Origin of the sequence: Georgenia sp. AZ-5, from assembly GCF_043952095.1 — a bacterium.
In the GTDB taxonomy this organism is placed as follows: Bacteria; Actinomycetota; Actinomycetes; order Actinomycetales; family Actinomycetaceae; genus Georgenia.
On record NZ_JBINOU010000001.1, the window covers coordinates 2,078,276 to 2,091,768 of the forward strand.

11 protein-coding genes are annotated in these 13,493 nt (G+C 68.8%); 4 read left to right on the forward strand and 7 right to left on the reverse strand.

All coding sequences use genetic code 11. The features are described from left to right. Positions 1-3: 3 nt before the first annotated feature. Positions 4-1,548, reverse strand: a complete 1,545-nt coding sequence (locus tag ACF0H8_RS09790) for an aldehyde dehydrogenase family protein (protein WP_395288742.1) — start codon at positions 1,546-1,548, stop codon at positions 4-6. A gap of 81 nt (positions 1,549-1,629) precedes the next feature. Between ACF0H8_RS09790 and ACF0H8_RS09795 the strand changes: the two genes are divergently transcribed. Next, positions 1,630-2,433 carry an SDR family NAD(P)-dependent oxidoreductase gene (locus tag ACF0H8_RS09795; RefSeq protein ID WP_395288743.1) on the forward strand — a complete coding sequence of 268 codons (804 nt, stop codon included), beginning with the start codon at positions 1,630-1,632 and terminating at the stop codon, positions 2,431-2,433. Between the two features lie 838 nt (positions 2,434-3,271). Here the strand turns inward: ACF0H8_RS09795 and ACF0H8_RS09800 are convergent. From ACF0H8_RS09800 to ACF0H8_RS09825, 6 genes are all read right to left on the reverse strand, one after another. Then, positions 3,272-4,057: an IclR family transcriptional regulator gene (locus ACF0H8_RS09800; RefSeq protein WP_395288744.1), complete on the reverse strand. Its 786-nt coding sequence runs from the start codon at positions 4,055-4,057 to the stop codon at positions 3,272-3,274. 290 nt (positions 4,058-4,347) lie between these two features. Further along, on the reverse strand, positions 4,348-5,157 hold the full coding sequence (locus tag ACF0H8_RS09805) for an IclR family transcriptional regulator (RefSeq protein ID WP_395288745.1): 810 nt from the start codon (positions 5,155-5,157) through the stop codon (positions 4,348-4,350). 171 nt (positions 5,158-5,328) lie between these two features. Then, positions 5,329-6,153 (reverse strand): creatininase, encoded by an 825-nt coding sequence (locus tag ACF0H8_RS09810; protein WP_395288746.1) that lies wholly within the window; start codon positions 6,151-6,153, stop codon positions 5,329-5,331. 14 nt (positions 6,154-6,167) lie between these two features. Continuing rightward, positions 6,168-7,964, reverse strand: a complete 1,797-nt coding sequence (locus ACF0H8_RS09815) for a BCCT family transporter (protein ID WP_395288747.1) — start codon at positions 7,962-7,964, stop codon at positions 6,168-6,170. A gap of 89 nt (positions 7,965-8,053) precedes the next feature. Then, positions 8,054-9,304: an aminopeptidase P family protein gene (locus ACF0H8_RS09820; RefSeq protein WP_395288748.1), complete on the reverse strand. Its 1,251-nt coding sequence runs from the start codon at positions 9,302-9,304 to the stop codon at positions 8,054-8,056. 544 nt (positions 9,305-9,848) lie between these two features. Then, positions 9,849-10,508, reverse strand: coding sequence for a GntR family transcriptional regulator (locus ACF0H8_RS09825; protein WP_395288749.1), 660 nt, complete (start codon positions 10,506-10,508; stop codon positions 9,849-9,851). Between the two features lie 140 nt (positions 10,509-10,648). Between ACF0H8_RS09825 and glyA the strand changes: the two genes are divergently transcribed. Genes glyA through ACF0H8_RS09840 form a run of 3 tightly spaced genes read left to right on the forward strand, consistent with a single transcriptional unit; the run spans position 10,649 to position 13,493 of the window. After that, positions 10,649-11,953 carry a serine hydroxymethyltransferase gene (gene glyA, locus ACF0H8_RS09830; RefSeq protein WP_395288750.1) on the forward strand — a complete coding sequence of 435 codons (1,305 nt, stop codon included), beginning with the start codon at positions 10,649-10,651 and terminating at the stop codon, positions 11,951-11,953. Next, positions 11,950-13,170 (forward strand): sarcosine oxidase subunit beta family protein, encoded by a 1,221-nt coding sequence (locus ACF0H8_RS09835; RefSeq protein WP_395288751.1) that lies wholly within the window; start codon positions 11,950-11,952, stop codon positions 13,168-13,170. Before glyA ends, ACF0H8_RS09835 begins: the two co-directional genes overlap by 4 nt. Positions 13,171-13,202: 32 nt before the next feature. Continuing rightward, positions 13,203-13,493 carry a sarcosine oxidase subunit delta gene (locus ACF0H8_RS09840; RefSeq protein WP_395288752.1) on the forward strand — a complete coding sequence of 97 codons (291 nt, stop codon included), beginning with the start codon at positions 13,203-13,205 and terminating at the stop codon, positions 13,491-13,493.

Sequence of the window (13,493 nt, forward strand, 5' to 3'; positions counted from 1 at the left end):
GCGCTACTCCCCTTCGAGTCGGATGTAGATGTTCTTCTGCTGGGCGTACGAATAGAGCTCTTCGAGTCCCTCTTCCCGCCCCACGCCGCTGTTCTTCACCCCGCCGTATGGCGCACCGGGGATGTGGTTGGAGCTCGCGTTGACCCAGACGTAACCGGCCTCGAGATCCCGTGTGGCTCGCAGCGCGGTGCCGAGGGAAGAGGTCCACACACTGGCGGTGAGGCCGAACGAGAGGGCATTCGCCCGGGAGATGACCTCGTCGTAGTCGTCGAAGGGGACGACGGAAAGGACCGGGCCGAAGATCTCCTCGTTGAGGACTGGCGAGTCGCACTCGCCGCCCTCGAACGCGAATACGGTCGGGGTGACGAACAGGCCGCTCTCGTCCCGGCGCGTCGCGCCGACCACGAGCTTCGCGCGGTGGTCGGTGAGACCGGCGTCGACGTACCGGCCGATCTTCTCGAACTGGACTCGGCTGACGATGGCTCCGACGTCGGTGGCATCGTCCAGGGGGTCTCCCACGGTGAGGCCGGTGATGGCCGCGGACACCCGGGTGAGGAAGTCGGTCCACACCGAGCGGTGGACGTAGGCGCGAGACGTCGAGCCGCAGGACTGCCCCTGCCATGTGAAGTTCATGCCATGGACGGCGCCGGCGACCGCACCCTCTAGGTCGGCGTCGGGAAAGACGATGAGTGGGTTCTTTCCCCCCAGCTCCAGCGTCACGGTCTTGACCTGCTCGGCAGCCGCTTGGCGCTGGATGCGCAGACCGGTCTCGACGCTGCCAATGAAAGCCACTCGGGGCACGTCAGGGTGGGAGGTCAGTCGGACCCCCACTGTTGCGCCAAGGCCTGTGACGACGTTGACGACACCAGGGGGAAAGATCTCCGCACACAGTTCCCCGATGCGCAGTGCGGACAGCGAGGTGTGTTCGGAGGGTTTGAGCACGATCGTGTTGCCGGCCACCAGCGGGGCGGCCAGCTTCGTCGCAGCGAACATCAGCGGGTGGTTGAACGCGACGATCCGGCCGACCACGCCGAACGGCTCGAGAACCGTGAAGTCGACACCACCGCGCGCCGGAATCGACTGTCCGCGCAGCTCAAGCGCCAGGCCGGCGAAGTATCGCAACTGCTGGACGGCGATCCGCACGTCATTGCGAAGCATCCTCAGCGGTGAGCCGTAGTCGAGGGCGTCGATCCGAGCGAGCTCCTCACCGTGCTCTGCGATGGCGTCGGCGAGGAGCCCGACGAGCCGGCCTCGCTCTGCGGCCGGGGTGCCGCGCCACGCTCGGAAAGCCTTCTTCGCGGCCGCGACGGCGCGGTCGACGTCGTGGGCGGTGCCGGCCGGGATCCTGGTGAGCACCTCTCCTGTCGCCGGGTTCACGACGTCCAGGACGTCGCCATCCCCCCGGACCGGCCCACCGTCGATGATCATGCGCCAGTCCCGCTCGACGAGGGGCTTGACTTCAGAAAGCGCCGCCACTGGCTCTGTCCCCTTTGCTGGAACGAGATGCGTTCGGCTCTGCAGAACTATAGACCGCGCAGGCGAACACATGTGATGCTAAGCGCGCCTGGCGAGCCCGGTCAAGGGCGTCGGGCAGCGCTGGGTGTGTGGGCACGAAGGGGAGGAAGACACGTGGCAACTAGGAATCAGGCGCAGCCGGCGCTCGAGGCCGGCCCCGACCGAGCCCTGGAGGGAAAGGTCAGCATCATCACGGGGGCCGGTCAGGGCATCGGTCGCGTCTTCGCAGCAGCATTCGCCGCCGCCGGTGCCCGAGTGGTGGTGGCCGACCTGGACGCCGAGAACGCGTGGAAGACGGCCGACGAACTCACCGGGGCCGGCTACCACGCGTTCGCTGTCGGGGTGGACGTCTCCGACGAGTCGAGTGCCGAGGCCATGGTGGCGGCGACGATGGAGCGCTACGGGCAAGTTGACGTCCTGGTCAACAACGCGGCGATCTTCTCAGCGCTGACCATGAAGCCGTTCGACGAGATCAGTGCGTCCGAGTGGCGGCGAGTGATCGACGTCAACCTTACCGGCGTCTTCCTGTGCTGCCGCGCGGTGGCCGGTGCACTGCGCCAGGAGGGCGGGGGATCGGTCATCAACATCTCATCGTCCACCGTCCTGGGCGGACGACCGAACTACCTGCACTACGTCACGGCGAAGGCCGGCGTGGTTGGCCTCACCCGCGCGATGGCGCGCGAGCTGGGCAGCCATGACGTCACGGTCAACGCCCTCATGCCAGGGTCCGTCGACACCGGCATCCCACGGGACTCCGCCCAGCCGAGCGCCGTCGACCAGATCGTGGCGAGTCAGGCCCTGCGCCGTCGTCTCCGGCCCACCGACATCGCCGGTGCTGCCGTGTTCCTGGCTTCGGACGCGGCGCGGGCCATCACCGGCCAGACCATCGTGATCGACGGAGGCATGAACTTCCTATGACCCGCGCAAGCCACGACTCGAGCTGACGCTCGCCATCAACGACTCCGCCCAGGTCCGCGACGTCGCACCGGGCAGGTGCCCGTCACCGGCATCGCCCTCAGGACCCTGCACTACGAGGTGGAGGAGATCTCCTTCCGCTTTACCAAGTTCCGGGAATGGGATCTCTCCGAGATGTCGCTCGGGAAGTACTGCTCACTGCGGGCCCGGGGCGACGAGTCCGTCGTTGGCCTGCCCGTCTTCCCATCACGGTCGTTCCGGCACCCCGCGATTTTCGTCCGTGCGGACGGGCCGGTAGATCACCCGGAGGCCCTGGCCGGGGGCCGCATCGGGTTCCCCAAGTGGACGGTGCGCGCGACCGTCTACCCAGCGTGCCCTGTTCCAGCACGATTCGGCATCGACCTCACCGCCGTGGACTGGAGGTCGTGCAGCTCTTCTCCGACGTTGTCGCCGTCGAGCAGGACTACTACCGCCGGACGGGGATCTTCCCGATCATGCACCTCCTCGTGCTTCGCGGGGACGTGTACGAGAAATACCCGTGGGTGGCGCCAAACCTCGTCACCGCCTTCACCGAGGCGAAGAACCGGAGCCTCGCCCGGATGCTCGACGCGACCGCACCGCACATCCCGGTTCCGTGGGGCCGGACCGGGCACGTGCCGCGACCGACATCTTCGGTCCCGACCTCTGGCCCTACGGCATCGAGCCGAACCGACGCACCCTCGAAGCCTTCACCCAGTACGCGTGCGAGCAGCGGCTTACGACCGACCGCCTGACAGTCGAGAAACTTCTCCCCGCATCCGTCCTGGCGACGCACCGAGTCTGACCGGGGAGGGGCGCGAGACTATCCCGGCAAGGAGGAGCTGATCCGCTCAGCACCGCCGGTCAGCGTCACCGCTACGGTCGCGGCCTCGTCCTCGAGCAGGCGCGACGGGGGCGCCGCGACGGCCAGCGCCGCCGCCACGCGCCCGTGGCTGTCCCGCACAGGCACAGCAACCGAGGCGACCTCCTCCTCACTCTCGCCGAAGCTCGTTGCAAAGCCCTGCTGGCGCACGGTCGCGAGCAGGGCTTCAAGCTCGGCCCGGCTCGTCAGCGTCCGAGACGTCAGCCGCGTCAACCCAGATGCCGGCAAGAGGCGGTGCAGCTCGTCGTGATCCAGCTCAGCCAGGAGCACTCGACCCGCCGCCGTCGCGTGCGCCGGACGCGTGATCCCCGTGCGGGCGCCCACCCGGAGGGCCTTGGACGTCTCAATCGACTCCACGAAGAAGATCTCCGTGCCACGCAGCACGCTCAGGTGCACTGTCTCCCCCAGCTGCTCCACCAAGTCCGCCATCACCGGACGCGCCACCGTCCTGAGGTCCAGGCCGCGCACCACCGAGACCGCCATCCTGATGAGTGCGGGCCCCGCGGTGTACGCCCGGGAGTCCGGCTCCTGCTCGACAAATCCGTGAGACTGGAGTACCTGAAGCAGACGATGCGCAGTGGAACGGGCAACCCCCAGGTGTCGGCTAGCCTCGGCAACGCGGACGTACCGCTGCTTCTGAAACATCTCAAGAAGCCTGAGCGCATTGTCAACCGACCCGATCGGGTAACTCGGTACGGGTCTGGACCCGTCACCATCGCTTGTCATCTAGTCCCCGAAACGTGCATCCGACCATCTTGAGACCACGTCATCCTATGGTGCAGAACAGAGTTCTGGCCTGTGGCCAGGGTCGGGTTTATGGGTGGCCACCATCGTAATCCCGGGCCGTGGCCTGCCCTGCAGGTCCGCGGAGAGGTGGCGTGACACGCCGACGTGGGCAGGCGCCTTGTGCAGAGGCTTCCCGAGACCCGGCGGGGCGTGGGTTCGTCCCGAGCCTCTCATGGGAGTGCGACCTGCCGCACGGTGGGTGCCCCCCGGGCACTGTGACCGAAGTCGGGTCAAGTCGGCGGGGCGCCCAGGCGTGCGGAGATTTGCGCCGCGGTGCTCGCGCAGGAACGGCCCAGCTCCTCGACGCGCTCCCTTTTGACCCGGTATAGCGGGGCGGCCAGGAGGACGCCCGCCACCGTCTCGCCACGGTGGTCTCGCACTGGTGCCGAGATGCCGACCTCCTCGGGATAGGTGTCGCCGTAGTTGACCGCGAAGCCGCGCTCCCGAGTCCTGCTCAGCCGGCTCAGCAGCTCCTCCACACTCACGCGTGACTCCGCCGGCGGTGCCGCCACGCCTCCGTTGATGAGCTCGCGGGCCCGATCGGCCGACAGCTCGGCGAGGAAGACCTGCACGGAGGCGTTGAGCGCAGACGTATACCGGGTGCCCAGTGGAGTGGTGTGCTTGATGTTCTGCGCGCTGGGGACCTGTTCCACGGTGACCGCTTCCGACCCGTCCCAGACGACGAGCGCGATGGTCTCCCCGGTCTCGGCGGACAGGTCCCGCAGCATTGGCAGGGAGACGCGCCGCACGTCCAGGTTGGCCAGCAGCGGACCGGCCACGGCGATCAGACCGAGCCCGAGCCGGTACTTCCGGGAGGCGTCGTCGCGCTCGACGATGGCCTCGCGCTCCAGGGTGGCCAGGATCCGGGACACGCTGGACTTGTGCAGCCCGACCCGGGTCGCGATCTCGGTCACGCCCTGCAGCGGCTCCTCGACGGTGAAGCAGCGCAGCACATCGATGACGTTGAGGATCACGGAGGCCGCGCGCGGCCCGGACCCTTCGCCGTTTAGGCCGGCCGGCTGCGTCGTCGCGCCTGCCACATCTCGCCTCCGCTCTATGAGTACGGCCAAGCCCGACCTGCCCTCTTGTGGCGGTCGGCTCGCCGTCCGACCGGCGAGAGGCTCATTATGGCCGAGCCCGAGCCCGAGCCCGAGCCCGAGCCCGAGCCCGAGCCCGAGCCCGAGCCCGAGCCCGAGCCCGAGCGCGGCAGGTCATCCCACCCGCTCCGCGGCCAGCGACGACGCCGGGCGCCGGCCCAGCTCGGCGGTCAGGTCCTCGGCGAGGTCCCGGGTGACCTGCTCGAACAGCAGCCGCCCCTTGGCGGCGTCGGCACCGCGCGGCGCGGACAGGCACCCCGTCGCCGGCGTGCGCCCGGGCACCACGGGGAGCCGGTCGAACCGGGGCAGCTGTGCCGGCTCGTGGTCCACCGCCCGGTCCATGCGGACCAGTTCCGGCTCCAGATGAAGCATCAGCGCCGTCTCCAGGACGCCGCCGTGCTCCACGTCCCAGCCGGGGAAAGATCCCTGGTAGACCGCGTCCAAGGTCTGCTCCGAGACGTAGTCCCAGTAGGACAGCAGCAGGACGCACCGCTCGTCCTCCGCCTCCAGCCCCAGGTCCCGGATCGCCAGGTCGACCCCTTCGTAGAGGAACTGGTAGTTCTCGTAGTGGCCATTGACGAGCACCACGTGCCTCACGCCCTGGTCCAGCAGGCCGCGCACGAGGTTCCGGGTGATCCCGATCAACGTCGCTGCGTCCAGGCTGGTGGTCCCCACGAGGTGGTCACCGCCTCCGGACTTCTGCTGCGAGCGGTAGCCGTAGGTGATCGGCGGGGCCACGAGCGCCCCGGTCGAGGCGGCCACCTCCCGGGCGATCCGTTCGGCCAGGATGGCGTCGGTCCCCATTGGCAGGTGTGGGCCGTGCTGCTCCAGGGCGCCGACCGGCACCAGGACGGTGGGCGTGCCGGAGCTGATCCAGTCGGCGAAGGTGTGGGCGTCCAGATGGGCCAGCTTGACCTCACCGGTGGGTGGCGTCTGCATGGTTCTCCTGACGGTCAGATGCGGGGGGTGGACGTGGGTGGCGTGGTCAGCTCCGGCGCCAGCGGGAGGCCGTCCGCTCCGACGAGGTCGTCGTCGGGCCGGTGGCGCGGGTCGTTGACCTCCTTCTCGAGCTGTTTGACCGCCTTGTCCCGGTAGCGCAGGCGCCGCACCAGGTTGGCGATCATGAGCAGGATGACGAAGGAGAACGGGAACGCCCCGATGATCGTGCCGGTCTGCACCGTGTCCACCACGGCCGTGCCGCCGATCGTGAGCAGGAGCAGCGCGACCGAGCCGATGCTGACCACCAGCACCACCCGGAAGAACGGCCCGGACTTCTTGGGCGCCGACACGAACTCGGCGAGGGCATACGTGCCCGAGTCCAGGCTCGTGACGTAGTAGGTGGCGACCAGGATTGTGGCAACGACCAGGAGGACGCCGCCCACGGCGGGCACCATCTCCAGCATTGAGAACAGGCCGCTGGAGGTGTCGGCCGCGACGTCGTCGGAGATCGAGCGTGCGGTGGCGTCGTCGTAGTAGAGGGCGGCCGAGCCGATGACCCCGACCCAGATCATGACGATCAGCGAGGGGATGACCGTGACGCTGATGACGAACTCGCGCAACGTCCGCCCGCGCGAGATCCGGGCGATGAAGCCAGCGACGAACGGGGAGAAGGCGATCACCCAGCACCAGATGAACACCGTCCACCAGCCGTTCCAGCTGTCCTGCCAGCTCGCGAGCGGGGAGGTGGCGGCCGAGGCCTCCGACCAGAAGCTCATAGGCACGAAGTAGTAGACGAAGGAACCGAAGGTCTGGGAGATGTTGGACAGGATGTAGATCACCGGGCCGAAGACGAGAACGGCCAGCACGAGGACGATGCTCAGGATCGAGTTCGCCTCACTGATCCGCTTCATGCCCTTATTCACGCCCAGGAAGGCTGACACGGCGGTCAGGCCGCCCAGCACGCCGATCACCGCCATCCACACGGCCGGCCCCGGCTCGATGCCGGTGAAAGATGCCAGCCCCGAGGTGAACTGTAGTGAGGCGAAGCCGAAGGAGGTGGCCAGCCCGAGGACCGTGGCGATGATGGCGAGCAGCTCGACGATCACGCCGGCCGGGCGACGAACCTTGCGCGGCAGGATGTCCACCGTCGCCTCGCGGAAGGTCAAGGTCTTGCCGAGGTTGTGGTGCGAGTAGGCCAGGCACACCGCGACCACGCAGTACATCGCCCAGGCCGTCAGCCCCCAGTGGAAGTAGGTCCACACCATGCCGCCCTCGCCGGGGTTGTCGCCGGCCGGGATGAGCGGTGCCTCGTCGCGGAGCATGATCGGCTGGGCGACCGACCAGAAGATCAGGCCGATGCCCTGGCCGCACGCGAACAGCATGGAGTACCAGGCAAAACGGCTGTGCTCGGGGCGTGCCTTCGGCCCGCCGAGCCGCACCTTGCCGACCTTACTCACCGCGATCCAGGTGCAGACCGCGACGGCGACCACGGAGTAGAGCACGAAGAACCAGGTGAAGCCGGAGGTGACGTGGGTGCGCAGCCCGCCGATGACGTTCGCGGCGCCGTCAGGGTCGTTGATGACCGCGACGACGGTGGCGATGATCAGCACCGGCGGCAGTGTCTTGATGATCGCCCGGTCCAGGGGTGGGATGACGTGGCCGCGGAAGCGAGGCAGCTCGACCGTGCGTGCGCGTCGCTCGGACCCGGCGCGGGCGGTTCCGCCGTCGGGGGTACCGGGGGCCCGGTGGGGCTCGGCCGGTTCCGTTGAGGAGGGCGTGGGCGTCGTCGTGGTTTGGCGGTGGTTGGACATGGCGCTCCGTTCGGGAGGACGCGGGACCAGGGGCGGTCCTGCGAGCCCGGGGGCGGTCGTCGTTGACCGCCCCCGGGCGCGAGCCGTTGTCAGCAGGGGATGATGTTGTGCTCCGGGCCGAAGCCGAACTTCGTGATGTTTTCGGCGCCGTTCTCGTTGACCACGAGGATGTCGTGCTCGCGGTAACCGCCGGCTCCGGGCTCACCGTCGGGCACCGTGATCATGGGTTCCATCGACACGACCATGCCCGGCTCGAGGACGGTGTCGATGTCCTCGCGGAGCTCCAGCCCGGCCTCGCGGCCGTAGTAGTGCGACAGCACGCCGAAGGAGTGCCCGTAGCCGAACGTCCGGTTCGCGAGCAGGCCGTAGCCGACGTAGATCTCGTTGAGCTCGGCGGCGATCTCCTTGCACACCGCACCGGGCTTGATCAGCTCCAGCCCGCGCCCGTGCACCTCGACGTTGATGTTCCATAGCTCCAGGGAACGGCTGTCCGGCTCCCCGAGGAACATGGTGCGCTCGAGCGCGGTGTAGTAGCCGGAGGTCATGGGGAAGCAGTTCAGCGACAGGATGTCACCCTTGCGCAGCTTCCGGGTCGTGGACCAGTTGTGCGCGCCGTCGGTGTTGATGCCGGACTGGAACCACACCCAGGTGTCGCGGATCTCCGAGTCTGGGAAGGTCCGGGCGATCTCGTGGGTCATCGCCTCGGTGCCGATCAGGGCGACCTCGTACTCGCTGATGCCCTCGCGCAGGGCGGCCTTGATCGCCTCCCCCCCGAGGTCGGCGATCCGGGCGCCGTGCTTGATTACCTCGATCTCCTCGGCCGACTTCACCATGCGCTGGCGCATGGCGTCCTGGGCGACGTCGACCAGTTCCGCACCCTCGAACAGGGCCTGGAACTTGGCGTGGGCGTCGAGGGAGAGGGTGTCGAACTCGGCACCGATCCGCCGCGGGGTGATGCCGCGCTGCCGCAGCACCTCGCCGACCGCGTGCTGGTAGTTGTCCCTCCGCCAGTCGGTGTAGACGAGGTTCTCCCCGTAGCTGCGGCGCCACGGCATGCCGGCGTCGATGTTCGCCGTCACTGTGACCTGCTCGTCGGGCGTCACCACGAGCGCGTAGGAGCGCCCGAAGTACGTGAACAGGAAGTCGGAGTAGTACTTGATGTTGTGGTAGGAGGTCAGCACCACGGCGTCCAGGTCCTTGGCCGCCATGATGTCGCGCAACCCGCCGAGGCGGCGCTCGAACTCGGCGTCCGAGAAGGTGAGCGGGACCTTGGCGCCGTTGTGCAGGACCTTGAGACGCTCCAGCTCCGTGACTGAGGCCGGAGATTGGCCGACTGTCATGTCGTTGTCCTTTCGTCGGGTGGGGCTTGGTCGATGCGCGGCGGCGCCCTGCTCGTCCCGGGAGCCAGGGCAGCTGCCACGAGGGCGATGAGGGTGGTCGCCGTCAGGTGCCACCGGAGGCGACGTCGCTGCCGCTCCGCGTACTCAGAGTGCGGTGCCGCCGCCGATGAAGATGAGGGGTTGTGAGCTAACGGGGGAGGTGGGAGTGCCGGACGGTCGTGCGTAACTGCTTGGCCGGGCCCAGTGGGTCTGGCGCTCGGTGTGGGACCCGCGTCCGCGGCCGCTGCGGGCTCGAACTCACCAAAGTCAGCGGTGCGGCCGTTGACGCGTGGTTGTCGGTCATCGTTGTCCGATCCGGTCATCGTTGCAGCCTTTGCAACGATGTTGCGTGAAGTATGGCGACCCCTCCCGCTGCCGTCAAGGGTTTCTTGTCCGCAACCAAATCCTGGCCATGACGCCGGCCGGTCGTCCCGGATCTGCGGACGTTGGGGGCGCCGACGCGACCGCCCCCGGCGTCGCGGCGTGAGGTGCTGCGAGTCCCGCGCTACAGGACCTGCCTGACGGACTCCTCGAAGCGCGCTACGTGCCGGCCGGCCAGCGCAGCGGCTCGTTCCGCGTCGTGGTCGACGATTGCCCGCAGGAGGTCGACGTGCTCGTGGATGTGCGCGGCCACGGCGGGCAGGCGGTCCAGGACGAGGCACCAGATCCGAGTGGCGAGGTTGTCGAGCCGGACGAGGGTCTCCTCGATGTGGGGGTTGCCCGCGGCTCGGTAGATGAGCCGGTGCACCTCGAGGTCGTACTCCATGAGCGAGCGCCCGTCGGCAAGCTCCTGAGCCATCGCGCCGATCTGCTCGGCCTTGGCAGCCAGCTGCGCGCGAAGCTCGGGCCGGGCGTGCCGCGCCGCGCGGGCGGCTGCGACCGGCTCCAGCACCTGGCGCAGCTCGCTGATGTCGGCCAGGTCGGTGATGTCGACGGGCGTGGCAAAGGTGCCTCGGCGTGGGTAGGACACCACCAGGTGGTCCTGCTCGAGCTTCTTCAGGCCCTCGCGGATCGGCGTTCGGCCGATGCCTAGCTCGAGCGCCAGTCGCGCCTCGTTGATGACGGAGCCCGGCGGGATGTCGAGCAAGATCAGCTGGTCGCGGAGCTCGTGGTAGGCCCGGTCGGCCAGGGATTCGTAGTGGCGCTCGGTGACCTCGCCGGCCATGGATCCTCCTCGCGGCCCAGCAAATCCGGGCAAGACCGTTGACGCTTTCGGGGTGCGCACCTAGTGTGACGCAACACTTGATATATCAGCCGTCGACAACACGTCGTGGTGTCGCTCGCGCCAGACCTGCTGGAGGATCCATGAGACAGCCCGCCCTATCCCGGTCCCTCCTCGACGCGTCCCTCGCCGACGTCGACGCCGAGGTGGCCGGCGCCATCGATGCCGAGCTGGCCCGTCAGCAGGACACCCTGGAGATGATTGCCTCGGAGAACTTCGCACCGGTGGCTGTCCTCCAGGCGCAGGGATCGGTTCTGACCAACAAGTACGCCGAGGGCTACCCGGGCCGCCGCTACTACGGTGGCTGCGAGCACGTCGACGTGGTCGAGTCCCTGGCCATCGACCGGGTGAAGAGCCTCTTCGGTGCCGGGTTCGCCAACGTGCAGCCGCACTCCGGTGCCCAGGCCAACGCGGCAGTGATGCATGCGCTCCTTGCCCCAGGGGACACCATCCTGGGGCTGGACCTGGCGCACGGCGGCCACCTCACCCACGGGATGCGGCTGAACTTCTCCGGCAAGCTGTACAACGTCGTCGCCTACGGCGTGCGGGAGGACACCCACCTCGTGGACATGGCCGAGGTGGAGCGGCTGGCCCGCGAGCACCGGCCCCGGATGATCGTCGCCGGCTGGTCGGCATATCCCCGGCACCTGGATTTCGCCGAGTTCCGCCGGATCGCGGACGAGGTGGGCGCGCACCTGTTCGTGGACATGGCCCACTTCGCCGGGCTGGTCGCCGCCGGCCTGCACCCCTCCCCGGTGCCGCACGCCCACGTGGTGTCCTCCACGACGCACAAGACGCTCGGTGGGCCTCGCGGCGGGGTGATCCTCAGCAACGACGCCGAGATCGCCAAGAAGATCAACTCCGCCGTCTTTCCCGGTCAGCAGGGCGGGCCGCTGGAGCACGTCATCGCCGGCAAGGCGGTGGCGTTCAAGGTCGCCGCGACGGAAAACTTCCGGCAGCGTCAGGAGCGCACGCTGCAGGGCGCCCGCGTCCTGGCCGAGCGGCTGTCCGCACCGGACGTGGCCGAGCGCGGCATCAGCGTGCTCACCGGCGGCACGGACGTGCACCTGGTGCTGGTCGACCTGCGCGACTCCGAGCTGGACGGTCGCCAGGGCGAGGACCTGCTGCACTCGATCGGCATCACGGTCAACCGCAATGCCGTGCCGTTCGACCCGCGGCCGCCGATGGTCTCCTCCGGGCTGCGCATCGGCACCCCGGCGCTGGCCACGCGCGGCTTCGACGCCGCGGCGTTCGCCGAGGTGGCCGACGTCATCACCACGGCACTGTTCGGGGGCCTCGGGGCCGACCTCGCCCCGCTGCGGGACCGGGTCAGAGCGCTAGCCGCCCGTTTCCCCCTCTACCCCACCGTCGGGAAGGCGGTCCGATGAACCAGCGCCACCTGCCCGCGCACCCCGACTTCCTGTGGACCAACCCCGAGCCCCGCAAGAGCTACGACGTCGTCATCGTCGGCGCCGGCGGCCACGGCCTGGCCACCGCCTACTACCTGGCCACCAACCACGGCATCACCAACGTGGCAGTGCTCGAGCGCGGCTGGCTGGCCGGCGGCAACATGGCCCGCAACACCACGATCATCCGGTCCAACTACCTGTGGGACGAGTCCTCGGCCATCTACGAGCACTCCCTGAAGCTGTGGGAACGGCTGGAGGAGGAGCTGGGCTATGACGTGTTCTTCTCGCAGCGGGGCGTGCTCAACCTGGCACACACCCTGCAGGACGTGCGCGATTCCGTCCGGCGGGTGGAGGCGAACCGGCTCAACGGCGTGGACGCCGAGTGGCTGGACCCCCAACAGGTCAAGGAGGTCTGCCCGATCGTCAACATCGCCGAGGACATCCGCTACCCGGTCATGGGCGCGACCTACCAGCCGCGCGCCGGCATCGCCAAGCACGACTGGGTCGCCTGGGCCTACGCCCGCCGCGCCAGCGAGCTCGGGGTGGACCTGATCCAGAACTGCGAGGTCACCGGGTTCACCTTCGACGGCGACCGCGTCACCGGCGTCGAGACCACCCGCGGCCGGATCGCCGCCGGCAAGGTGGCCCTGGCCGCTGCCGGGCACACCTCGGTGCTCACCGAGCTGGCGGGCTTCCGCGTGCCGATCCAGTCCCACCCCCTGCAGGCCCTGGTCTCGGAGCTGCACGAGATCATCCACCCCACCGTGGTGATGTCCAACCACGTGCACGTCTACGTCTCCCAGGCGCACAAGGGCGAGCTGGTCATGGGCGCCGGGGTGGACTCCTACAACGGCTACGGCCAGCGCGGCTCGTTCCACATCATCGAGCACCAGATGGCCGCCGCCGTCGAGCTGTTCCCGGCCTTCTCCCGGGCGCACCTGCTGCGCACCTGGGGCGGCGTCGTGGACGTGACCCTCGACGCCTCCCCGGTCATGGGCCTGACCCCGGTCGACCAGCTTTACGTGAACTGCGGATGGGGCACCGGCGGATTCAAGGCCGTCCCCGGCGCCGGCTGGGCCTACGCGCACACCATCGCCCACGACGAGCCGCACGAGCTGAACCGCCCGTTCGGCCTGGAGCGGTTCGTCACCGGTGCCCTCATCGACGAGCACGGCGCCGCGGCCGTCGCCCACTGATCCCACGGCATTCGACCATTGCGAGGACACGCATGCTCACCATCGACTGCCCGTACTGCGGGCCGCGCCCCGAGACGGAGTTCAGCTACGGCGGCCAGGCGCACGTCGCCTACCCCGAGGACCCCTACGCCCTGTCGGACGAGGAGTGGGCGGCCTACCTGTTCTACCGCGACAACCCCAAGGGCGACTTCGCCGAGCGCTGGGCGCACTCGGCCGGCTGCCGCAAGTGGTTCAACGCCGTGCGAGACACGCGGACCTACCAGATCGCCCACGTCTACACCCTGACCGAGCCACGACCCGAGACCATCAGCAAGGGAGCCTGA